The organism is Pseudoxanthomonas broegbernensis (assembly GCF_014202435.1).
In the GTDB taxonomy this organism is placed as follows: domain Bacteria; phylum Pseudomonadota; class Gammaproteobacteria; order Xanthomonadales; family Xanthomonadaceae; genus Pseudoxanthomonas; species Pseudoxanthomonas broegbernensis.
In genome coordinates, this window is the sequence record NZ_JACHGU010000001.1 from 264,363 (window position 1) to 286,882 (window position 22,520).

Genomic DNA, 22,520 nt, shown 5'->3' on the forward strand with positions numbered 1-22,520 from the left:
GCCGGGGTGCCCGGATGCGCGAACAGGCGCAGTCCGGTCACCCGGTGCCGCAGACGCCGGCGGCGCACCTGCCGGTGCTGTTCGCGCAGGTGATGGACGGGCTGCGGGTGATCGAGGACGGACGTTACCTGGACGGCACCTTCGGGCGCGGCGGCCATGCGCGCGGGGTGCTGCAACGACTCGGCCCGGGAGGCCGGCTGCTGCTGATGGACAAGGACCCGGAAGCGATCGCGGAGGCCGAGGCCAGCTTCGGCGGCGATGCGCGCGTGTCGATCCGGCGCGGCAGCTTCGCCGCGCTCGGCGGCTGGGAGCAGGCGCAGGGCCTGGATGGCGTGCTGTTCGACCTGGGCGTGTCCTCGCCGCAGCTTGACCAGGCGCAGCGCGGCTTTTCCTTCGGCAAGGATGGCCCGCTGGACATGCGCATGGACCCGGAGTCGGGCCGGAGCGCGGCACAGTGGCTGGCGGACGCCGACGAGGCGGAGATCGCCGACGTGCTGTGGCGCTACGGCGAGGAGCGGCAGAGCCGGCGCATCGCCCGCGCCCTCGTCGCCCGCCGCGCACAGCAGCCGATCGAGCGCACCGCGCAACTGGCCGAGCTCATCGCCTCGGCCATGCCGCGCGGCAAATCCGGTGCCGACAAGAGCCGGATCCACCCCGCCACCCGCAGCTTCCAGGCCATCCGCATCCACATCAACCGCGAGCTGGCCGACCTGGAGGCCGGGCTGGATGCGGCCCTGGCCGCGCTCAGGCCCGGCGGCCGGCTGGCGGTGATCAGCTTCCACTCGCTGGAGGACCGCATCGTCAAGCGCTTCGTCGCCGGCCACGCCAAGGCGCCGCCGGCCAACCGCCGGCTGCCCCCGGCGCAGGCCTTCGTGCCGGCGCTGGCCGCCATCGGCGGGGCGATCCGCGCCGAAGAGGACGAGCTGGCCGCCAACCCGCGCGCGCGCAGCGCGGTGCTGCGGGTGGCGCAGAAGCTGGAGCGACAGCCATGAGCCGCCTGCTGCTCGTCGCCCTGCTGCTGGCCACGGTGGGCAGCGCCATCGGCGTGGTCTACGAGCGCTACCGCCATCGCCAGTTGTTCGTCGATCTGACCCGGCTGGAGCGCGAGCGCGACGAGCTGAACATCGAGTTCGGCCGACTGCAACTGGAGCAGGCCACCTGGGCGCAGGCCAACCGCATCGACCAGCTCGCCCAGTCGCGCCTGGGGATGAAGTTCCCCGAGGCCGACGACATCGTGGTGGTGCGGCCATGAGCGCACCCCGCAGCCACCGCCGCCGCGGCAGCTTCAGCCTGCGCAGCCGGCTGCTGCTGGTCGGCGCCGCGCTGGGCCTGGCCTCGGTGGCGCTGGTGGGCCGGGCGGCCTACGTGCAACTGGTGGACGCGGACTTCTACCAGCGCCAGGGCGAGGCGCGCTTCGTGCGCGAGATCCCGATCCCGACCTCGCGCGGCATGATCACCGACCGCAACGGCGAGCCGGTGGCCGTGTCCACGCCGGTGGAATCGGTGTGGGGCAACCCGCAGGAGCTGCTGCGCCATCCCGACCGCCTGCCCGAGCTGGCGGCGGCCCTGGGCGTGCCGCTGGACCAGCTCACCAGCCGCCTGTCGCAGCGCGCGGACAAGGAGTTCGTCTACCTCAAACGCCGGATCAACCCGGACCAGGCCCGGGCGATCCTGGCGCGCAACGTGCCGGGCGTGTTCTCGCAGCGCGAGTTCCGCCGCTTCTACCCCCAGGGCGAGGCGATGGCGCACGTGCTGGGCTTCACCAACATCGACGACCGCGGCCAGGAAGGGCTGGAGCTGGCCTTCGACGAATGGCTGCGCGGCAAGCCCGGCAGCAAGCGCGTGATCCGCGACCGCCACGGCCGCATCGTCGAGAACATCGACCTGGTGCGCGCCGCCGAGCCGGGCAAGGACCTGACCCTGAGCATCGACCGCCGGATCCAGTTCCTGGCCTACCGCGAGCTGCGCAACGCGCTGACCGCGCACAAGGCCAGCAGCGGCTCGGTGGTGGTGCTGGACGTGGCCACCGGCGAGGTCCTGGCCATGGTCAACCTGCCCGGGTACAACCCCAACGCGGTCGCCGGCGGCGCCCAGGACGCCCACCGCAACCGCGCGGTGACCGACCTGGTCGAGCCCGGCTCGACGATGAAGCCGATCACCGTGGCCGCCGCGCTCAATGCCGGCAGGATCACCGCGGCCACGCGCTTCGACACCAGCCCCGGCTACATGGCGCTGGGCCGCTACACCATCCGCGACCACCGCAACTACGGGGTGCTGGACGTCACCGGCATCATCACCAAGAGTTCCAACCTGGGCTCGGTGAAGCTGTCCGAGCCGCTGCCCAACCAGTATTTCTACGACTTCATCCGCGGCTTCGGCTACGGCAGCGCCCCGCACAGCGGCTTTCCCGGCGAGGCGGCCGGGGTGCTGATGCCGCCGGCGCGGTGGAACGGCCTGACCAAGGCCACCATGTCCTACGGCTACGGCCTGTCGGCCACGCCGCTGCAGATCGCCCAGGCCTACGCGGCGCTGGGCAACCATGGCCGGCTGATTCCCCCGACCTTCGTCAAGGGCCAGATCAACGAGCCGCGCCAGGCGGTCAGGCCGGAGATCGCCGACCAGGTGCTGGCGATGATGCAGACGGTGACCGAGCCGGGCGGCACCGCCACCCAGGCCGCGATCCTGGGCTACCACGTGGCCGGCAAGACCGGCACCGCGCGCCAGGCCGCGGCCGGCGGCTACGCGCGGCGCTACACCACCACCTTCGCCGGCCTGGTGCCGGCCTCCAACCCGCGCTTCGCCACCGTGGTGGTGATCAACGACCCGCAGAGCGGGTCCTATTTCGCCGGCCTGGTGTCGGCGCCGGTGTTCCGCAGCGTGATGGAGGATGCGCTGCGGCTGATGGACGTGGCGCCGGACGACATCGAGACCTGGCTGGCCGCCCAGGCCAAGGGCGAGGCCAGGCGGCAGGCGGCGGTGGCGCCGCTGCCGCAGGCGATCGAGGAGACGTTCGACGATTCGACCATCCCGCCGGCCATGGCCGAGCTGGGCGCCGGCGACGGAGGGCGGCCATGAAGCGCCAGGTACCGCTGTCGCTGCTCCTGCCCGACGTCGCGCTGCCGCGCGACATCGTCGTTTCCGGGCTGGCGATGGACAGCCGCCAGGTCGAGCCGGGCGACGCCTTCGTGGCCATCGACGGCTTCGGCGCGCACGGCCTGGCCTACGCCGGGCAGGCCCGCGACGCCGGCGCGGCCGCGATCCTGTTCGAGCCACCGGCGCCGGATGCGCACCCGGCGCCGGCCGACGCCATTGCCGTGCCCGGCCTGCGCGCGCGCCTGGGCGCGATGGGCGACCATTTCCATGGCCATCCCTCCCACGCGATGACGATGGTCGGGGTCACCGGCACCAACGGCAAGACCTCCACCGTGCAGTTGCTGGCCCAGGCCTGGCACTTGCGCGGCCTGCGCAGCGGCAGCATCGGCACGCTCGGCGCCGGGCGCCACGGCCAGGTGCGGCCGACCGGCTTCACCACCCCGCTGGTGCTGCGCATGCACGCGCTGCTGGGCGGGCTGCGCGACGAGGGCGTGCAGGCGGTGGCCATGGAGGTCAGCTCGCACGCGCTGGACCAGGGCCGGGTGGACGGCGTGCGCTTCGACGTGGCGGTGTTCACCAACCTCACCCGCGACCACCTGGACTACCACGGCGACATGGACGCCTACGGCGCGGCCAAGGCGCGGCTGTTCGCATGGCCGGGGCTGAAGGCGGCGGTGCTGAACCTGGACGACGCCTACGGCCGTCGCCTGCACGCGGCGCTGGCGCCGGATGTACGGGCGGTGGGCATCAGCTCGCGCGGCCAGGCGGATGCGCGCCTGCGTGCCGAGGAAGTGCGGATGGACGGCCGCGGCATCGCCTTCGAACTGGTGGACGGCGGGCAGTCGCATCCGGTGCGCTCGCCGCTGCTGGGAAGGTTCAACGTCGACAACCTGCTGGCGGTGGCCGGTGTCATGCATGCGCTGGGCGATGCGCCGGACGCCATCGCCGCGACCCTGTCGCGGCTGCAGCCGGTGCCCGGGCGCATGAACCGCCTCGGCGGCGACGGTGCGCTGCCCCTGGTGGTGATCGACTACGCGCACACGCCCGATGCGCTGGAACAGGCCCTTGAGAGCCTGCGCGCGCACGCCGCCGCGCGGCTGGTGTGCGTGTTCGGCTGCGGCGGCGAGCGCGACCGCGGCAAGCGTCCGCAGATGGCGCGGATCGCCGAGCGGCGCGCCGACCTGGTGATCGTCACCGACGACAACCCGCGCGGCGAGGACGGCGATGCGATCGTGGCCGACATCGTCGCCGGCTTCGACGCGCCCGCCGGCGCGGCGGTCGAGCGCGACCGCGCCCGCGCCATCGCCCGCGCCATCGGCCAGGCCGGCCCGGACGACATCGTGCTGGTCGCCGGCAAGGGCCACGAGCCCTACCAGGAGGTGGCCGGCGTGCGCCATCCCTTCGACGACACCCAGGTGGCGCGCGCGGCGCTGGACGCGCGTGCCGCGCCTGCGCCGGAGGGCCGGGCATGAACCGCCTCCCGCTCTCGCTGATCGCGCACTGGGCCGGCGGCGAACTGCACGGCGAGGACGTGGCGGTGGACGCCATCGTCCACGACACCCGCGCGCTGGCCGCCGGCGGCTTGTACGTGGCGCTGCGCGGCGAGCGCTTCGACGGCCACGACTTCGCCGCCGAGGCGGTGGCCCGCGGCGCGGTGGCGCTGCTGGTCGAGCGCCCGCTGCAGGTGGAGGCGCCGCAGGTGGTGGTGGCCGACAGCCAGCGCGCGCTGGCCGGCATTGCCGCCGGCCTGCAGCGCGACCGCCCGGCCCGGGTGGTCGCCATCACCGGCAGCAACGGCAAGACCACGGTCAAGGCGCTGGTGCTGTCGATCCTGCAGCGCGCCGGCAAGGCGTATGCCAACCCCGGCAACCGCAACAACGAGATCGGCCTGCCGCTGGCGGTGATCGACGCGCCCGAGGATGCCGACTTCGCCGTCTACGAGATGGGCGCCGGCAAGCCCGGCGACATCGCCTACCTGGCCGCAGTGGCGCCGCCGCACGTGGCCCTGGTCAACAACGTCGCCGCCGCGCACCTGGAGCGGATGGGCAGCCTGCTGGGCGTGGCCCGGACCAAGGGCGCGATCTACCAGGCCCTGGGCGAAGGCGGGGTGGCGGTGGTCAACGCCGACGACGCCTTCGGCGCGTGGTTCGAGCAGGAGGCGATCGGCGCCGCCGACGGTGGACGCCGGGTGCTGCGCTTCGGCCTGGAGAGCGGCGCCGAGGTGAGCGCGCGCGACATCCGCGCCGCCGGGGACGGCAGCCGCTTCGTGCTGGTCGCCCCGCAGGGCGAGGCCGAGGTGGCGCTGGCGCTGCCCGGCCGCCACAACCTGCGCAACGCGCTGGCCGCCGCCGCCATCGCCCTGGCCTGCGAAGTGCCGCTGGCGGTCATCGCCGCCGGGCTGGCCCAGGCGCGGCCGGTGCCGGGCCGGCAGGTGGCGCACGCGCTGGCGGGCGGTATCCAGCTCGTCGACGACAGCTACAACGCCAACCCGGGCTCGCTGGCGGCCGCCATCCAGACCCTGGCGGCCTGCGGCGGCGAAGGCTGGCTGGTGCTGGGCGACATGCGCGAACTCGGCCCCGACGCCGAGGCGCTGCACGCACAGGCCGGCCGCCACGCGCGCGAGGCCGGGCTGTCCCGGCTGTATGCGCTCGGTCCGCTGAGCGCGGCGGCCGCGGGCGCCTTCGGCGAGGGTGGCCGGGTGTTCGCCAGCCATGCGGAACTGGCCGCGGCGCTGCGGGCGGACATCGGCGCGGCCGGGAGCCGGGAAGCGAAGGGCCAGGCGCAGGTGGACGGCGGCGTGCCGCGGCCGCTGCCGACCGTGCTGGTGAAGGGGTCGCGCGGCAGCGCGATGGATCGGATCGTGAACGCGCTGCTGGCGCAAGGGGACGCTACGGATGCTGCTTGAACTGGCGCGCTGGCTGCAGGGACTGGAGAACTTCTTCGGCCTGTTCGGCTACCTGACCTTCCGCGGCATCCTGGCGGCGCTGACGGCGCTGTTCCTGTCGCTGTGGTGGGGGCCGGCGGTGATCCGCAGGCTCGGCCAGCTCAAGGGCGGCCAGCCGATCCGCAAGGACGGCCCGCAGTCGCACTTCTCCAAGGCCGGCACGCCGACCATGGGTGGGGCGCTGATCCTGTTCACCGTGCTGGCCTCGGTGCTGCTGTGGGGCGACCTGCGCAACAAGTACGTGTGGACGGTGCTGCTGGTGATGCTGGCCTACGGCGCCATCGGCTGGTACGACGACTGGATCAAGATCGTGCGGCGCGACCCCAACGGCCTGAAGTCGCGCTGGAAGTACCTGCTGCAGTCGGTCTTCGGGCTGGCCGCCGGCCTGTACCTGTACCTGTACGCCGACGTGCCGGCGGCCACCACGTTCTACGTGCCGCTGTTCAAGTCCATCGCCTTGCCGCTGGCGGGGGTGGGCTTCGTGGCCATCGCCTACTTCTGGATCGTCGGCTTCTCCAACGCGGTCAACCTCACCGACGGCCTGGACGGGCTGGCGATCATGCCCACCGTGCTGGTCGCCTGCGGCCTGGGCGTGTTCGCCTATGCCTCGGGCAACGCGGTGTTCTCCAACTACCTGCAGATCCCGCAGGTGCCCGGCGCCGGCGAGCTGACCATCATCTGCGCGGCCATCGCCGGGGCGGGGCTGGGCTTCCTGTGGTTCAACACCTACCCGGCGATGGTGTTCATGGGCGACATCGGCGCGCTGGCGCTGGGCGCGGTGCTGGGCGCCATCGCGGTGATCGTGCGCCAGGAGCTGGTGCTGGTGGTCATGGGTGGCATCTTCGTCATCGAGACCCTGTCGGTGATGATCCAGGTGGCCTCGTTCAAGCTCACCGGCAAGCGCGTGTTCCGGATGGCGCCGATCCACCACCACTTCGAGCTGAAGGGCTGGCCGGAGCCGCGGGTGATCGTCCGCTTCTGGATCATCTCGGTGATCCTCGTGCTGGTCGGCCTGGCCACGCTGAAGGTGCGCTGATGAACGACCTCTCGCGCCAGGCGACCCGGCTGGAGGCCATCGGCGGCCGCTACGACCCGTGGCTGTACGGCGCGGTGGCGGCGCTGGCCTGCCTGGGCGTGGTGATGGTCGCCTCGGCCTCGATCGCCGTGGGCGAGAACCTGGGCGTGGGCCCGTTCCACTACCTGGTGCGGCACGTGTTCTTCGTCGCCGTCGGCATCGGCCTGGCGGTCGTGGCCATGCGCACCGAGCTGAAGACGGTGGAAAGGTACAACCAGCTCCTGCTGCTGGGCTGCGTGGTGCTGCTGGTGCTGCCGTGGCTGCCGGGCCTGGGCGTGAGCGTCAACGGCGCCCGGCGCTGGATCAACCTGGGCCTGTCGCGGTTCCAGGTGGTGGAGGCGGTGAAGGTGCTCTACATCGTCTGGCTGGCCAGCTACCTGGTGCGCTTCCGCGACGAGGTCAACGCCACCTGGGCGGCGATGCTCAAGCCGCTGGGCGTGGCCGTGCTGCTGGTGGGCATGCTGCTGGCCCAGCCCGACTTCGGCTCGGCCACGCTGCTGCTGGCGATCACCGCCGGCATGCTGGTGCTGGGCGGGGTGAACCTGCCGCGGATGTCGCTGCCGGTGGTGATCGGCCTGCCCCTGCTGGCGGCGGTGGCCATCTTCGAGCCGTACCGCATGCGCCGCATCACCTCGTTCCTGGACCCGTGGGCCGACCAGCTCGGCTCGGGCTACCAGTTGAGCAACGCGCTGATGGCGGTGGGCCGCGGCGAATGGTTCGGCGTGGGCCTGGGCGCCTCGGTGCAGAAGCTCAACTACCTGCCCGAGGCGCATACCGATTTCATCTTCTCGGTGATCGCCGAGGAACTGGGCTTCGCCGGTGTGTGCACGGTGGTGGGGCTGTACGCGCTGCTGGTGGGCCGTGCCCTGTACCTGGGCCTGAAGTGCGTGGAGATGCGCCGCCATTTCCCCGGCTACGTGGCGTTCGGCGTGGGCCTGTGGATCGGCATGCAGAGCTTCGTGTCCATCGGCGTCAACCTGGGCGTGCTGCCGACCAAGGGCCTGACCCTGCCGCTGGTGTCCTCCGGCGGCTCCAGCGTGATGATGACCTGCGTGGCCATCGGCCTGCTGCTGCGCGTGTCCTACGAACTGGATCGCGCCGAGCGGCAGGTCGCGCGCCTGCGCCAGGATGCCGCGCCGGCGGAGCCCGCCGACGAATCCCCGACCGTGGCGCCGGTGTCCGCCGGTGCCTACCGCAGCGCGGTGCGGGGCGCTGCGGCGAGTGCGCCGGTCGCCAGGCACGGGCGCGGCACCTCGCGGGTCGAGCCGACCTTCGGGGGCTTCGCATGAACGGTCGCCCGGTGATGGTGATGGCCGGCGGCACCGGCGGGCACATCTTCCCGGCGCTGGCCGTGGCCGACGAACTGCTCGCGCGCGGTGTGCCGGTGGTGTGGCTGGGCGCGGCCGGGGCGATGGAGACGCGGCTGGTGCCGCGGCACGGCATCGAGATCGATACGCTGCCCATCGCCGGGGTGCGCGGCAAGGGCGCGCTGGCGCTGCTGGGCGCGCCGCTGGCGCTGCTGCAGGCGGTCAACGCCGCGCGCGCGGCGCTGCGCCGGCGCCGGCCGCGGGCGGTGATCGGCTTCGGCGGCTTCGCTTCCGGGCCCGGCGGGCTGGCGGCGCGGCTGGCCGGGCTGCCGCTGCTGGTGCACGAACAGAACCGCGCGCCGGGCCTGACCAACCGGGTACTGGCACGGGTCGCCCGGCGCACGCTGGCCGGCTTTCCCGGCAGCTTCGCCCGCGAGGAAGTCACCGGCAACCCGGTGCGCGCGCAGATTGCCGCGCTGCCACCGCCCGGCGAGCGTCTGGCAGGCCGCGAAGGCCCCCTGCGCCTGCTGGTGCTGGGCGGCAGCCAGGGCGCGCGCGCGCTCAACCAGGCCCTGCCGCGCGCGCTGGCCGCGCTCGCCGGCACGGCGATCCGGGTGCGCCACCAGTGCGGGGAAAAGCTGCACGACGAGGCCGTGCGCGCCTACGCCGAGGCCGGGGTGGAGGCCGCGGTGGAGGCGTTCATCGCCGACATGGCCGCCGCCTACGCCTGGGCCGACCTGGTGGTGTGCCGCGCCGGCGCCTCGACCCTGGCCGAACTGTGCGCGGCCGGCGTGGGCAGCGTGCTGGTGCCGTTCGCCGCCGCGGTCGACGACCACCAGACCCGCAACGCCGAGTACCTGGTCGAGCACGGCGCCGCGCGGCTGCTGAAGCAGGACGCGGACCTGGCTGCGAACCTGGAACCCGTGCTGCGCGCCCTGGCCGCCGACCCGGCGCGCCGGCTGGCGATGGCCCAGGCCGCGCGCACGCTGGCCCGCCCCGACGCGGCCGCGCGCATCGCCGGCATCGTCCTCGAAGAATCCCTCACCGAACCTGGAGCTTGCGCATGATCCGCCGCCTCGACGACACCGACGACCTGGTGCGCGCCTTCCCGCGCGTGCACTTCGTCGGCATCGGCGGCACCGGCATGAGCGGCATCGCCGAGGTGATGCTGACCCTGGGCTACGAGGTGTCCGGCTCGGACACCGCCGACAACGCCGCCACCCGCCGCCTGGTGCGGCTGGGCGCGCGCATCGTCCGCGGCCACTCGGCGGCCAACGTGCTGGGCACCGACTGCGTGGTGGTCTCCAGCGCCATCCGCGAGGACAACCCCGAGCTGATGGAGGCACGCAGCCAGCGCATCCCCATCGTGCCGCGCGCGGCGATGCTGGCCGAGCTGATGCGCTTCCGCCGCGGAATAGCGGTGGCCGGCACCCACGGCAAGACCACCACCACCAGCCTGGCCGCCGCGGTGCTCAGCGAGGGCGGGCTGGACCCGACCTTCGTCATCGGCGGGCAGCTGCTGGCCGCCGGCGCCAACGCCAAGCTCGGCGGCGGCCGCTGGCTGGTGGCCGAGGCCGACGAGAGCGACGGCAGCTTCCTGCGCCTGAGCCCACTGGTGGCGGTGATCACCAACATCGACGCCGACCACCTGGAGAACTACGGCGGCGACTTCGCCCGCCTGCAGTCGGCCTTCGACGAATTCCTCAAGCGCCTGCCGTTCTACGGCCTGGCGGTGCTGTGCATCGACGACCCGGAAGTGGCCGCGCTGGCCGCGCGCACGCCCCGCCACGTGATGACCTACGGCACCGCCGCGGGCGCGGACGTGCGCGCCGACGACATCGTCCAGGACGGCGGCCGCATGCGCTTCACCCTGCGCCTGCCCGAGGGCGCGACGGTGCCGGTGACCCTGGCGCTGCCGGGCCGCCACAACGTGCTCAACGCCCTGGCGGCGGCGGCGGTGGCGTGGCAACTGGGGGTGCCCTCGGCAAGCATCGCCTCGGCGCTGGAGAAGTTCGCCGGCATCGGCCGGCGCTTCAACGACCTGGGCGAGGTGGCCACCGCGGCCGGCGCGCGCGTGCGCATCGTCGACGACTACGGACACCACCCGAAGGAACTGGCCGCGGTGCTGGCCGCCGCCCGCGGAGGCTGGCCGGACCGGCGCCTGGTGGTGGCCTTCCAGCCGCACCGCTACACCCGCACCCGCGACCAGTTCGACGCCTTCGCCGCGGTGCTGTCGGAAGCCGACGCGCTGGTGCTCAGCGAGGTCTACCCGGCCGGCGAGGCGCCGATCCCCGGGGCCGACGCGCGCGCCCTGGCCCGCGCCATCCGCGCCCGCGGCCGCAGCGAGCCGGTGGTGGTCGGGCAGGTGGCCGACCTGGCCCAGGTGCTGCCCGACGTGCTGCAGGACGGCGACCTGCTGCTGATGATGGGCGCCGGCGACATCGGCTACATCGCCCAGCAGATCGCCAGCGAGGGTTTCGCCGCCGCCGGAGGCCAGGCATGAGCGCGCACCTGCCGCCGCCGCGCGCCAGCGACCCGGCGCTGTTCGGCCGCGTCGCCGTGCTCCTGGGCGGCACCAGTTCCGAGCGCGAGGTCTCGCTGGACTCGGGCCGCAACGTGCTGGAGGCGCTGCGCGCGCGCGGCGTGGACGCGCACCCGGTCGACGGCATCGCGGCACTGGTGGCGGCGCTGGCGGAAAAGCGCTTCGACCGCGTGTTCAACATCCTCCACGGCCAGCGCGGCGGCGGCGAGGACGGCGTGGTCCAGGGCCTGATGGAGGCGCTGGGCGTGCCCTACACCGGCTCGGGCGTGCTCGGCTCGGCGCTGGCGATGGACAAGATCAGGACCAAGCAGGTGTGGCTGTCGCTGGGCCTGCCCACGCCGGGCTACGTGCGCCTGGCGCGTGGCGTGGACGCGGCGACCGTGCACGCGGCCGCGCGCGACCTGGGCCTGCCGGTGATCGTCAAGCCGTCCTCGGAAGGGTCCAGCGTCGGCGTGTCGCGGGTGCCGGACGAAGCGGGCCTGGACGGCGCGGTGGAGCTGGCCGCGCGCTACCCGGGCGAGCTGCTGATGGAGCGGATGGTGGTCGGCGACGAGTTGACCGTCGGCATCCTCGGCGACGTGGCGCTGCCGTCGATCCGGATCGTGCCCAAGGGCTGGTACGACTATCACGCCAAGTACCGGGCCGACGACACCCAGTACCTGTGCCCGGGCCTGGACGCGGCCGGCGAGGCGCAGGTCGGCGCGCTGGCGCTGGCCGCGTTCCGCGCGGCCGGCTGCGGCGGCTGGGGCCGGGTGGACCTGATGCGCGACCGCGGCACGGGCGCGTTCTTCCTGCTGGAGGTGAACACCGCGCCGGGCATGACCAGCCACTCGCTGGTGCCCAAGGCCGCCGGCCAGGTCGGCGTCGGCTTCGAGGAACTGTGCTGGCGGATCCTGGAGCAGACGCTATGAACGCCGTCCTGCGCATCCTGGCCTGGCTGCTGGCGGTGGCGCTGGTCGCCGCGCCGGTGGTGGCCGTGCTCAACGGCTGGGTCGGCGCCGAGCGCTGGCCGCTGTCGCGCCTGCGCGTGACCGGCCAGTTCGAGCGCGTCCAGGCCGAGCAGGTGCGCCAGGTACTGGCGCAGCACGCGCGTACCGGCTACTTCGCGGTGCGGCTGTCGCAGGCCCAGCGCGCGGTCGAGCAACTGCCGTGGGTGGAGAGCGCGGTGGTGCGCAAGCAGTGGCCCGACGTGCTGGAAGTGCAGGTGGTCGAACATCGGCCGTTCGCGCGCTGGGGCACGGACCGGCTGCTGTCCGAGCGCGGCCGCCTGTTCCCCTTGCCGCAGGACCTGGCCGACGCGCACCTGCCGTGGCTGGACGGTCCCGATGCGCGCACCGCCGAGGTGGTGGCGCTGTACGACCAGACCCGCGCCCTGTTCGCGCCGCTGGGCTACGGCGTGGCGCGCCTGGGCATGGACGCGCGCGGGAGCTGGTCGCTGGTGCTGGACAACGGCACCGTGGTGGTGATCGGGCGCCACGACGCGCGCGCGCGCCTGGCCCGCTTCGTGCGCGTGCTGCCGCAGTTGCTGGTCCGGCATGCGCGCCCGCTGCAGCGCGCGGACCTGCGCTACACCAATGGTTTCGCCCTGGAATGGGCGAAGCCGGGGGCGGGGACCGGGGGCCGGGGGACGGGAGGGGCGATGGCCGCCGCCGCTCCGGTCCGCCGCGCATTCCCCGGCCCGGCTTCCACAACGCCCGTTTCCCGCTTCCCGTTCCCCGTTCCCGGCTCCCAAACATGAACCGCAAAGGCGACAAGTCCCTCATCGTCGGTCTCGACATCGGCACCTCCAAGGTGGTGGCGCTGGTGGGCGAGTACTCGCCGGGCAACCCGATCGAGGTGATCGGCATCGGTTCCCACGAATCGCGCGGGCTCAAGCGCGGCGTGGTGGTGGACATCGAGTCGACCGTGCAGTCGATCCAGCGCGCGGTCGAGGAGGCCGAGCTGATGGCCGGCTGCGAGATCCGCTCGGTCTACGCCTCGATCTCCGGCAACCACGTGCAGTGCAAGAACTCGCCGGGCATCGTCCCGATCCGCGACGGCGAGGTCACCTGGGCCGACCTGGACCGGGTGCTGGACGCGGCCAAGGCGGTGGCGATCCCGGCCGACCAGCGCATCCTCCACGCGATCCCGCGCGAGTACGTGCTGGACGACTCCCAGGAGGACATCCGCAACCCGGTTGGCATGACCGGCGTGCGCCTGGAGGTGCATGCGCACCTGGTCACCTGCGCGCAGTCGGCCGCGCAGAACATCACCAAGTGCGTGCAGCGCTGCGGCCTGCAGGTGGACGACCTGATCCTGTCCTCGCTGGCTTCCTCGGTGGCGGTGCTGACCGCCGACGAGCGCGAGCTGGGCGTGGTGCTGGTGGACCTGGGCGCGGGCACCACCGACATCGCCGTGTTCGTGCAGGGCGCGATCTGCCACACCGCCTCGCTGCCCATCGCCGGCGACCACGTCACCAACGACATCGCCCACATGCTGCGCACGCCCACGCCGGAGGCCGAGCAGATCAAGGTGCGCTACGCCTGCGCGCTGGCGCAGTTGGCCACCGCCGAGGAAAGCATCCAGGTGCCCAGCGTCGGCGACCGGCCGCCGCGGCGGATGCCGCGCGCCTCGCTGGCGCAGGCGGTGCAGGGCCGCTACGAGGAGATCTTCGAGATGGTCCAGGCCGAGCTGCGCCGCTCCGGGTTCGAGGAGCTGGTGCGCGCGGGCATGGTCCTGACCGGCGGCGCCTCGAAGATGGAAGGCGTGATCGAGCTGGCCGAGGAGATGCTGCAGATGCCGGTGCGCATCGGCATCCCGCAGCACGTCAGCGGCCTGGGCGAGGTGGTGGGCAACCCGGTCCACGCCAGCGGCGTGGGCCTGCTGCTGATGGGCAGCCAGATCGAGCACCCGCGCCGGCCGTCGCTGCCCAGCGGCCGGGCGGGCAGTTTCTTCAAGAAGCTGCGCAACTGGTACCGCGGCGAGTTCTGACGATGTACCCCGCGGCGCGTGGAACGCCGCGGCTGCCGTAGGAGCGGCATGGCCGCGACAGAAGGAAGGGAAGGCGGAAGCGAGTCAACAGGCAATACCGGAAGGCCCCAAGGCGACAACGCAGTACCCCGACAAGAACGCCGGAGCACAGAAAGCCGGCACGAATAATCAGAGGACAACGGACATGGCACATTTCGAACTGATCGAGAAGATGGCTCCCAACGCGGTGATCAAGGTCATCGGCGTGGGCGGCGGCGGCGGCAACGCCGTGGCGCACATGGTCAACAGCAGCGTGGACGGGGTGGAGTTCATCACCGCCAACACCGACTCGCAGGCGATCAAGAACTGCGGCGCCAAGCTGCAGTTGCAGCTCGGCGACAACGTCACCAAGGGCCTGGGCGCGGGCGCCAACCCGGAGGTCGGCCGCCAGGCCGCGCTGGAGGACCGCGAGCAGATCATCGCCGCGCTGGACGGCGCGGACATGGTGTTCATCACCGCCGGCATGGGCGGCGGCACCGGCACCGGCGCGGCGCCGGTGGTGGCGCAACTGGCCAAGGAGATGGGCATCCTCACCGTGGCCGTGGTCACCAAGCCGTTCCCGTTCGAGGGCCGCCGGCGCATGCAGGTGGCGCTGAAGGGCATCGAGGAGCTGAGCCAGCACTGCGACTCGCTGATCACCATCCCCAACGAGAAGCTGATCACCGTGCTGGGGCGCAACGCGACCATGGTGCAGGCGTTCCGCGCCGCCAACGACGTGCTGCAGGGCGCGGTGCAGGGCATCGCCGACCTGATCGTGCGCCCGGGCCTGATCAACGTCGACTTCGCCGACGTGCGCACGGTGATGAGCGAGATGGGCCTGGCGATGATGGGCACCGGCACCGCGCGCGGCGACGACCGCGCCCAGGCCGCGGCCGAGTCGGCGATCCAGAACCCGCTGCTGGACGACGTCAACCTGGCCGGCGCCAACGGCATCCTGGTCAACATCACCGCCGGCCCGGACTTCACCATGGCCGAGTTCGACGAGATCGGCCGCACCGTCGAGGGCTTCGCCTCGGAGGACGCGACCGTGGTGGTGGGCACCGTGCTCGACCCGGAGATGCAGGACGAGGTGCGGGTGACCGTGGTCGCCACCGGCCTGAACCGCTCCGTGGCGCGGCAGCCGGTGCGCGGCGGCGACGCCGGCCGTGCCGAATTCGGCCTGCGCGAGCCGGCGCGCGCGCCCGTGCGCCTGGTCCGCGACGGCACCACCGGCCTGCCGATCGACGAAGGCTTCAACGCCGACCCGGTGGCCGGTGCGGTCGGCGGCCTGGGCCTGCGCCGCAGCGGCACCGCGGGCGCGGCGGCGGCCACGTCGTCGCCGGCCAGCGCGCCGGTGCCCGCCGAGCTGCCCAGCGACTACCTGGACATTCCCGCTTTCCTGCGCCGCCAGGCCGACTGATCCCGTGTTGCCCGGAAGGCGCGCCCGCCAAGCGCGCCGCGGTTTCCGGAAGTCCGTGGTTCCTTGCTGCCGGGCCTTCGCGGGCCCGGCAGGTTTTCCCCGCGTGCGCCAGCCTGCGGGCGGTGCGCGGCCCCGGCGCTTGCGACGGGATTCAGGCCCGCGCGTGATATTCTCGGCACTTCGCGTTCCCAACGCTTCACGCGACCCGGCCCGGTCCTTCCCGGACCCGGCGCCCAGCCTCCAACGATGACCCGGCAGCGCACCCTCAAGAACACCATCCGTGCCACCGGCGTCGGCCTGCACAGCGGCAACAAGGTCTACATGACCCTGCGCCCGGCCCCGGACGACCACGGCATCGCCTTCCGCCGCACCGACCTGGAGCCGGCGGTGGAGGTGCCCGCGGCCGCCGGCCTGGTCACCGAGACCACGCTGTGCACCGGCCTGAGCCGCGGCGCGGCCAAGATCCAGACCGTCGAGCACCTGATGTCGGCCGCCGCCGGCCTGGGCATCGACAACATGATGGTGGAGCTGTCCTCGGCCGAGCTGCCGATCATGGACGGCTCCGCCGGTCCCTTCGTGTTCCTGCTGCAGTCGGCCGGCATCGTCGAGCAGGACGCGCCCAAGCGCTTCATCCGCATCCTGCGCGAGGTGGAGGTGCGCGACGGCGACAAGATCGCCCGCTTCGCCCCGCACGACGGCTACCGGCTGGACTTCACCATCCAGTTCGACCACCCGATGATCCCGGCCAAGCAGTCGCACCACCGCCTGGAGTTCTCCACCGCCGCCTACATCCAGGAGATTTCGCGCGCCCGCACCTTCGGCTTCATGCGCGACCTGGAGTACATGCGCGAGCTCAACCTCGGCCTGGGCGGCTCGATGGACAACGCCATCGTCCTGGACGAGTTCCGCGTGCTCAACGACGACGGCCTGCGCTACGCCGACGAGTTCGTGCGCCACAAGATCCTCGATGCCATCGGCGACCTGTACCTGGTCGGCGGCCCGATCCTGGGCGCCTACGAGGGCTACAAGTCGGGGCACGCGCTCAACAACAAGCTCGCCCGCGCCCTGCTGGCCGATGCCGGCGCCTGGGAGAAGGTGAGCTTCGAGGAGGCCGGTGCGGCCGCGCCCCTGGCCTACGGCACCACCGCGCTGGCCTGAAACGGGGCCGGCTTCCAGCCCGATCCGGAGTGGCGGCGCGGGCTTGCGCCCCTCTTTTCCCTGAGTCCGCGGCCGCGCCGCGATTGTCCGGCCTGCTCCGGCCCCATGGCGGATGTCCTTCGGACACTTCTCCAAAGCGTGAATCCCGCCCACGCCATCTTCGTTTCGTAACGAATATCTAACTTCCTGCTAACGACGTGATGGCGTTGTGAGGCTAGGATTCCCCGCGGGTTGGCCGGAAGGGGGCGTCGGATACGGGCGCATCCGGTCCCGCGCCGGACCCCGGGGGAGGATTCCCGGAACCCATGGAATCCCCCGGACGGGATTCCCGCAAGGACGCCAAGGCATCGCTCACGGCTTGCCGCGCGGTCGCCGAAACCGGGGAGGCAGCCGTTGCCGTCGCCATCGGCGGTCGCAGTGGCGGAGGGGTCGTCTTGATGACGATCGCAGTGGGATTCAGCCCGACGGAGCGGGCCGCATCGAGGAGTTCGGGCTCGGCCAGGCGCAAGCGCGCCCGCCAGACCGGCGAATCGGTGACAAAGACGAGCTGTCCGCCGGAGACGTTGGCCAACCGGCAATGGGGCGCCAGCCCCGGCGGCAGCAGGGGGCGCAGTTGCTGGTCCAGCGCATCGAGCCACAGGGCACGGCGCAGCAGGGCGCCGGCGTCGTCCGCCAGCGCGGCTTCGGCCGCCAGGCGCGGGACGGCAGGGCGCCGGGCGTTGGGCTTCGAATCGGGCATACCTAAAGCATGAGCTACAAATTCATCGTAAGGAACCCGCACGACGCGCATGTGGGCGGGTGGCGAGGCCGGATGCGGCACTGGGGGGCACGGCGTCCGTGGGCGTTGCTCGCCGCGGTCCTGGTCGCCGGGGCCGGGCTCGGCGCCGGCGCCAGCGCGGGCATCGGCCTGGCCGACGCGCAACGGATGGAATCGCAACTGGCACGGCAGCAACAGGAACTGGAACAGGTGCGCCGCCAGTCGCAGCAGGAGATCAACGCCCTGGCCGCGCGCCTGGGCGAACTGCAGGCCCAGGCCAACCGGCTCAACGCGCTGGGCGAGCGCCTGACCCAGGCCGGCCAACTGGAAGACGGCGAGTTCGACTTCCAGGGCGCGCCCGGCCAAGGCGGCGCCGACCTGGCCGGCGACATGCCGCTGCCGGAACTGACCGCCGGGCTGGACGACATCGAGCGCCAGTTCGCCGCTTCCGGCCAGCAGCTTTCGGTGATCGAGTCGCTGCTGTTCGACCGCCAGATGGAAAGCAACGCGATGCCCTCGCGCTCGCCGGTGCGGCGCAGCTACATCACTTCCAGCTTCGGCAGCCGCGCCGATCCGTTCGGCCGCGGCCGCCAGTTCCACAAGGGCATCGACTTCCACGCCAGCGTCGGCGATCCGGTGATGTCGGTGGCCGACGGCGTGGTCAGCTTCGCCGGCACCCGCAACGGCTACGGCAACACGGTGGAGGTCGACCACGGCAACGGCTACGTCACCCGCTACGCGCACAATTCGCGGCTGACGGTGAAGCCCGGCGACCTGGTCCGCGCCGGGCAGCAGGTGGCCAAGGCCGGTTCCAGCGGCCGCTCCACCGGTGCGCACGTGCACTTCGAGGTGTGGGAGAACGGGCGCGTGGTCAATCCGCGCCAGTTCCTGGGCGACAGCCGGACGCCGGTAGCCAGGCGCGGCCGCGGCTGACGCCAACCGGGCATGTCCGCGTCGAGGCCCGTTCCCGCAGGGGGCGGGCCTTACGCTTTTCCGGCCGGGTTCGCCGGGCCGCGGTCGCCGCCCAGGCGCGATGCCGGCTGCCCGGCGCCGCGCGGGACGAGGCGCCGGATCGCAGCGGTGCCGCCCGATGCCCCCAAGGCATGCGGCCGCCTTGAGATCGCCGCTTGGCGTCCCAAGCTACAATGTCACGTTGCCGCGGACCCGTTGCTGACGCATCCGGTCCCGTTCGGGCTGCCCCTCGGCGGCGGCCCTCCGGCGTTCATTCCCAACCGGCCTCATCGATGATCAACAAACTGCTCACCCGTGTCTTCGGCAGCCGAAACGAACGGCTCCTGCGCCAGCTTGACCGCACCGTCGCCAAGATCAACGCGCTCGAACCGGAGATGCAGCAGCTTTCCGACGAGGCCCTGAAGGCCAAGACCCCCGAGTTCCAGCAGCGCATCGCCGGCGGCGAATCGCTGGACAAGATCCTGCCCGAGGTCTTCGCCGTCTGCCGCGAGGCCAGCCAGCGCGTGCTGGGCATGCGCCACTACGACGTGCAGTTGATCGGCGGCATGGTCCTGCACCTGGGCAAGATCGCCGAGATGCGCACCGGCGAGGGCAAGACCCTGGTCGGCACCCTGCCGGTGTACCTCAACGCCCTGGAGGGCAAGGGCGTGCACGTGGTCACCGTCAACGACTACCTGGCCCGCCGCGACTCGGCCTGGATGGGCAAGCTGTACAGTTGGCTGGGCCTGAGCGTGGGCGTGGTCTACCCGGGCATGCCGCACGGCGACAAGCACGCCGCCTACGCCGCCGACATCACCTACGGCACCAACAACGAGTTCGGCTTCGACTACCTGCGCGACAACATGGCGCTGTCCAAGGCCGACCGCTTCCAGCGCGGCCTGCACTACGCCATCGTCGACGAGGTCGACTCGATCCTGATCGACGAGGCGCGCACCCCGCTGATCATCTCCGGCCCGGCCGACGAGTCGCCGGAGCTGTACATCCGGGTCAACCGCATCGTGCCGCAGCTCAGGCGGCAGGAAGAAGAGGAAGGCGAGGGCGACTACTGGGTCGACGAGAAGGGCAAGCAGGTGCACCTGTCCGAGGCCGGCATGGAGCATGCCGAGGGCCTGCTGCGCCGCGCTGGCATCCTGGCCGAGGAGGACACCCTCTACGGCGCCAACAACCTCTCGGTGGTCCACCACCTCAACGCCGCGCTGCGCGCGCACGCGCTGTTCCAGCGCGACGTGGACTACATCGTGCGCGACGGCGAGGTGGTGATCGTCGACGAGTTCACCGGCCGCACCCTGGCCGGCCGCCGCTGGTCCGACGGCCTGCACCAGGCGGTGGAGGCCAAGGAGGGGGTGCAGGTCCAGCGCGAGAACCAGACGCTGGCGTCCATCACCTTCCAGAACCTGTTCCGCATGTACAAGAAGCTGGCCGGCATGACCGGCACGGCGGACACGGAAGCCTACGAGTTCCAGAGCATCTACAGCCTGGAGGTGGCGGTCATCCCCACCCACAAGCCGGTGCAGCGCATCGACCACCCCGACCAGGTCTTCCTCAACCGCGAGGCCAAGTTCCGCGCGGTGCTGGCCGACATCCAGGACTGCCACCGGCGCGGCCAGCCGGTGCTGGTGGGCACCACCTCGATCGAGACCTCGGAGATGCTCTCCGACTTCCTCAACAAGTCCGGCGTGGCCCACGAGGTGCTCAACGCCAAGCAGCACGAGCGCGAGGCGCAGATCGTGGCCAACGCCGGCCGCCCCGGCGCGGTGACCATCGCCACCAACATGGCCGGCCGCGGCACCGACATCGTGCTGGGCGGCTCGCTGGAGACCGAGTTCACCGAGCTGGGCGAGGACGCCAGCGAGGCCGACAGGGCCAGGGTCAAGGCCGAGTGGCAATGGCGCCACGACAAGGTCAAGGCTGCCGGCGGCCTGCACATCGTCGGCACCGAGCGCCACGAATCGCGGCGCATCGACAACCAGTTGCGCGGCCGCTCCGGCCGCCAGGGCGACCCGGGCTCCTCGCGCTTCTACCTGTCGCTGGAAGACAACCTGATGCGCATCTTCGCCTCCGACTGGGTGCAGAAGGCGATGCGCATGATGGGCATGAAGGACGACGACGTCATCGAGGACAAGCTGGTCAGCCGGCAGATCGAGAAGGCCCAGCGCAAGGTCGAGGCGCACAACTTCGACATCCGCAAGAACCTGCTGGAGTTCGACGACGTCAACAACGACCAGCGCAAGGTGATCTACGCCCAGCGCGACGAGCTGCTGGAGGCCGATTCGGTCCACGACAACATCGAGGGCATCCGCGGCGACGTGGTCAACGAGCTGGTGACCCGCCACGTGCCGGCCGAGTCGGTGGACGAGCAGTGGGACCTGCCGGGGCTGGAGGCCGCGCTGGAGGGCGAGTTCGGCCTGCGCCTGGACCTGCAGCGGCTGGCCCGGGAAAGCGAGGAACTGGACGCCGATCAGATCGACCGGCACGTGCAGGCCGCGGTGGTGGAGATGTTCGCGCGCAAGGAAGAGCAGCTCGGTCCCGAAACCGCGCGCGCGCTGGAGAAGCACATCATGCTCAACGTGCTCGACCAGGGCTGGAAGGAACACCTGGCGAGCATGGACTACCTGCGCCAGGGCATCCATCTGCGCGGCTATGCGCAGAAGCAGCCCAAGCAGGAATACAAGAAGGAAGCCTTCGAGCTGTTCGCCGAGATGCTGGAGAACGTCAAGCGGCAGGTGGTCACCCTGCTGGCGCGCGTGCGCATCCGCAGCGAGGAGGAGGTCGCCGCGCTGGAGGCGCAGGAGCGCGCCCAGGCCGAGGCCAAGCTGCGCCAGGCCCAGTTCCATCATGCCGAGACCGGCGGCTACGGCACCGAGGACGAGGTGGCGCAGATGCAGGGCCGGGTGGGCGCGGCCATGGGCAGCGGGCAGGTGGTGCGCGAGTCGCCCAAGGTCGGCCGCAACGATCCGTGTCCCTGCGGCAGCGGCAAGAAGTACAAGCACTGCCACGGCCAACTCGGCTGACGCCGCCGTCCCCGTGGGCAACGGCAAGGCCGGACGGTTCCTGCACGGCCCGTCGCGCCCCGCAGGCGCCGGCGTCCGCGGGCCCGGCCTTCCTGTGGGCTTCGGCCGGCGACCGGCATCCGAAGCCGAGCGCCGGTGCGCGGGCATGGCCGCCACCGCCGGTGCCAGGCTCCCATGCGCCAGGGGACGCATGCCGGCGGGAGCCCGCCCGATTCCAGGCATCCCCGCGCTCCCGGTAAGCTGGCGGGCATGAGTTCCCCCCTGCGTTCCATTCACGTGGTGGCCGGCGTCATCGTCGACGTGCGCGGCCGGGTGCTGCTGGCCCGCCGTGGCGAGGACAGCGACCTGGCCGGCCTGTGGGAATTCCCCGGCGGCAAGCGCGAGCCGGGCGAGACCTCCGAGCAGGCCCTGGTCCGCGAATTGCACGAGGAGCTGGGGATCGAGGCCGAGGTCGGCGAGGCGCTGATCGAGGTGCCGCAGGAATACCCGGGCAAGCGCCTGCGCCTGGAAGTGCGCCGGGTACCGCGCTGGAAAGGCACGCCGCGCGGCCGCGAAGGCCAGGCCCTGACCTGGGTGGCGCCCGACCGGTTGCTGCGCTACTCGATGCCCTCGGCCGACCTGCCGGTGGTCGGCGCCCTGCGCCAGCCCGACCGCTACCTGGTCACGCCGGAGCCGGGCGCGGACCTGGATGCCTGGCTGGCCGGGCTGGACGACGCGCTGGCAGGCGGGATCGCCCGCGTGCAGTTGCGCGCGCCCGGCGCCGCCGCTGGAACACCGGCCGGCCGCTGGCGCGACCTCGCCGAGGCCACGGTGACGCGCTGTCGCGACGCCGGTGCCGAGATCCTGCTCAACCGCGACCTCGCCCTGGCCGCCGAGCTGGGCGTGGGCGTGCACCTGGGCAGCGAGCAACTGGCCGCGCTGGCGTCCCGCCCGCTTCCGCCCGGCGCGACGGTGGGCGCCTCGTGCCACACCCTGGCCGAACTGGAAGCGGCCCAGGCGCTGGGCTGCGATTTCGCGGTGCTCGGCCCGGTGCGCGCCACCGCCACCCATCCCGGCGCCGCGACCCTGGGATGGGACGGATTCGCCCGCCTGCGCGAGCGGGTCGGGTTGCCGATCTATGCCATCGGCGGCCTTGGCCCCGACGACCTTCCCGAGGCGCGCCGCCAGGGTGCGCAGGGCATCGCCGCCATCCGCAGCTTCTGGCCGGCCTCGTAAGCGCGGACGAGCCGGCCTGGGCCGGCTTCGGGGACCGG

Annotated in this window: 18 protein-coding genes; 17 read left to right on the forward strand and 1 reads right to left on the reverse strand. The window is 72.4% G+C overall.

Features of this window, described 5'->3' with window-relative positions; translation table 11 throughout:
- Positions 1–14: 14 nt before the first annotated feature.
- From rsmH to lpxC, 14 genes are all read left to right on the forward strand, one after another.
- Entirely contained in the window at positions 15–992 is a 978-nt protein-coding gene (gene rsmH, locus HNR76_RS01145) for a 16S rRNA (cytosine(1402)-N(4))-methyltransferase RsmH (RefSeq protein ID WP_162311393.1), read from the forward strand.
- Positions 989–1,252, forward strand: coding sequence for a cell division protein FtsL (gene ftsL / locus HNR76_RS01150; RefSeq protein WP_162311362.1), 264 nt, complete (start codon positions 989–991; stop codon positions 1,250–1,252). The genes rsmH and ftsL overlap by 4 nt, the downstream gene beginning before the upstream one ends.
- Positions 1,249–3,075: a peptidoglycan D,D-transpeptidase FtsI family protein gene (locus HNR76_RS01155; RefSeq protein ID WP_162311361.1), complete on the forward strand. Its 1,827-nt coding sequence runs from the start codon at positions 1,249–1,251 to the stop codon at positions 3,073–3,075. Before ftsL ends, HNR76_RS01155 begins: the two co-directional genes overlap by 4 nt.
- Complete coding sequence (locus HNR76_RS01160; protein WP_162311360.1) at positions 3,072–4,565, forward strand: UDP-N-acetylmuramoyl-L-alanyl-D-glutamate--2,6-diaminopimelate ligase; 1,494 nt, start codon at positions 3,072–3,074, stop codon at positions 4,563–4,565. Before HNR76_RS01155 ends, HNR76_RS01160 begins: the two co-directional genes overlap by 4 nt.
- Positions 4,562–5,998, forward strand: a complete 1,437-nt coding sequence (locus HNR76_RS01165; protein WP_162311359.1) for a UDP-N-acetylmuramoyl-tripeptide--D-alanyl-D-alanine ligase — start codon at positions 4,562–4,564, stop codon at positions 5,996–5,998. Before HNR76_RS01160 ends, HNR76_RS01165 begins: the two co-directional genes overlap by 4 nt.
- On the forward strand, positions 5,988–7,073 hold the full coding sequence (mraY, locus tag HNR76_RS01170) for a phospho-N-acetylmuramoyl-pentapeptide-transferase (RefSeq protein ID WP_162311358.1): 1,086 nt from the start codon (positions 5,988–5,990) through the stop codon (positions 7,071–7,073). Before HNR76_RS01165 ends, mraY begins: the two co-directional genes overlap by 11 nt.
- The gene (gene ftsW / locus HNR76_RS01175) at positions 7,073–8,401 is read left to right on the forward strand and encodes a putative lipid II flippase FtsW (protein WP_162311357.1); all 1,329 of its coding nucleotides are present in this window, start codon (positions 7,073–7,075) and stop codon (positions 8,399–8,401) included. The genes mraY and ftsW overlap by 1 nt, the downstream gene beginning before the upstream one ends.
- On the forward strand, positions 8,398–9,486 hold the full coding sequence (gene murG, locus HNR76_RS01180) for an undecaprenyldiphospho-muramoylpentapeptide beta-N-acetylglucosaminyltransferase (RefSeq protein ID WP_162311356.1): 1,089 nt from the start codon (positions 8,398–8,400) through the stop codon (positions 9,484–9,486). Before ftsW ends, murG begins: the two co-directional genes overlap by 4 nt.
- Positions 9,483–10,922 carry a UDP-N-acetylmuramate--L-alanine ligase gene (murC, locus tag HNR76_RS01185; RefSeq protein ID WP_162311355.1) on the forward strand — a complete coding sequence of 480 codons (1,440 nt, stop codon included), beginning with the start codon at positions 9,483–9,485 and terminating at the stop codon, positions 10,920–10,922. Before murG ends, murC begins: the two co-directional genes overlap by 4 nt.
- Positions 10,919–11,872, forward strand: coding sequence for a D-alanine--D-alanine ligase (locus HNR76_RS01190; RefSeq protein ID WP_162311354.1), 954 nt, complete (start codon positions 10,919–10,921; stop codon positions 11,870–11,872). The genes murC and HNR76_RS01190 overlap by 4 nt, the downstream gene beginning before the upstream one ends.
- Positions 11,869–12,699 carry a cell division protein FtsQ/DivIB gene (locus HNR76_RS01195; RefSeq protein ID WP_162311353.1) on the forward strand — a complete coding sequence of 277 codons (831 nt, stop codon included), beginning with the start codon at positions 11,869–11,871 and terminating at the stop codon, positions 12,697–12,699. Before HNR76_RS01190 ends, HNR76_RS01195 begins: the two co-directional genes overlap by 4 nt.
- On the forward strand, positions 12,696–13,931 hold the full coding sequence (ftsA, locus tag HNR76_RS01200; protein ID WP_162311352.1) for a cell division protein FtsA: 1,236 nt from the start codon (positions 12,696–12,698) through the stop codon (positions 13,929–13,931). Before HNR76_RS01195 ends, ftsA begins: the two co-directional genes overlap by 4 nt.
- A gap of 184 nt (positions 13,932–14,115) precedes the next feature.
- A complete protein-coding gene (gene ftsZ, locus HNR76_RS01205; protein WP_162311351.1) occupies positions 14,116–15,369 on the forward strand; it encodes a cell division protein FtsZ in 1,254 nt (417 codons plus the stop codon).
- A gap of 246 nt (positions 15,370–15,615) precedes the next feature.
- Entirely contained in the window at positions 15,616–16,527 is a 912-nt protein-coding gene (lpxC, locus tag HNR76_RS01210; RefSeq protein WP_162311350.1) for a UDP-3-O-acyl-N-acetylglucosamine deacetylase, read from the forward strand.
- A 214-nt stretch (positions 16,528–16,741) separates the two neighbouring features.
- On the opposite strand, the gene HNR76_RS01215 is transcribed toward lpxC, so the two are convergent.
- Positions 16,742–17,266: a DciA family protein gene (locus tag HNR76_RS01215; RefSeq protein WP_162311349.1), complete on the reverse strand. Its 525-nt coding sequence runs from the start codon at positions 17,264–17,266 to the stop codon at positions 16,742–16,744.
- 9 nt (positions 17,267–17,275) lie between these two features.
- On the opposite strand from HNR76_RS01215, the gene HNR76_RS01220 reads away from it, so the two are divergent.
- The 3 genes from HNR76_RS01220 (at position 17,276) to HNR76_RS01230 (ending at position 22,482) form a co-directional block, all read left to right on the forward strand.
- On the forward strand, positions 17,276–18,217 hold the full coding sequence (locus tag HNR76_RS01220; protein ID WP_162311348.1) for a M23 family metallopeptidase: 942 nt from the start codon (positions 17,276–17,278) through the stop codon (positions 18,215–18,217).
- Positions 18,218–18,528: 311 nt separating this feature from the next.
- Positions 18,529–21,267 (forward strand): preprotein translocase subunit SecA, encoded by a 2,739-nt coding sequence (gene secA / locus HNR76_RS01225; RefSeq protein WP_162311347.1) that lies wholly within the window; start codon positions 18,529–18,531, stop codon positions 21,265–21,267.
- A gap of 249 nt (positions 21,268–21,516) precedes the next feature.
- A complete protein-coding gene (locus HNR76_RS01230) occupies positions 21,517–22,482 on the forward strand; it encodes a Nudix family hydrolase (RefSeq protein WP_162311346.1) in 966 nt (321 codons plus the stop codon).
- Positions 22,483–22,520 lie beyond the last annotated feature (38 nt).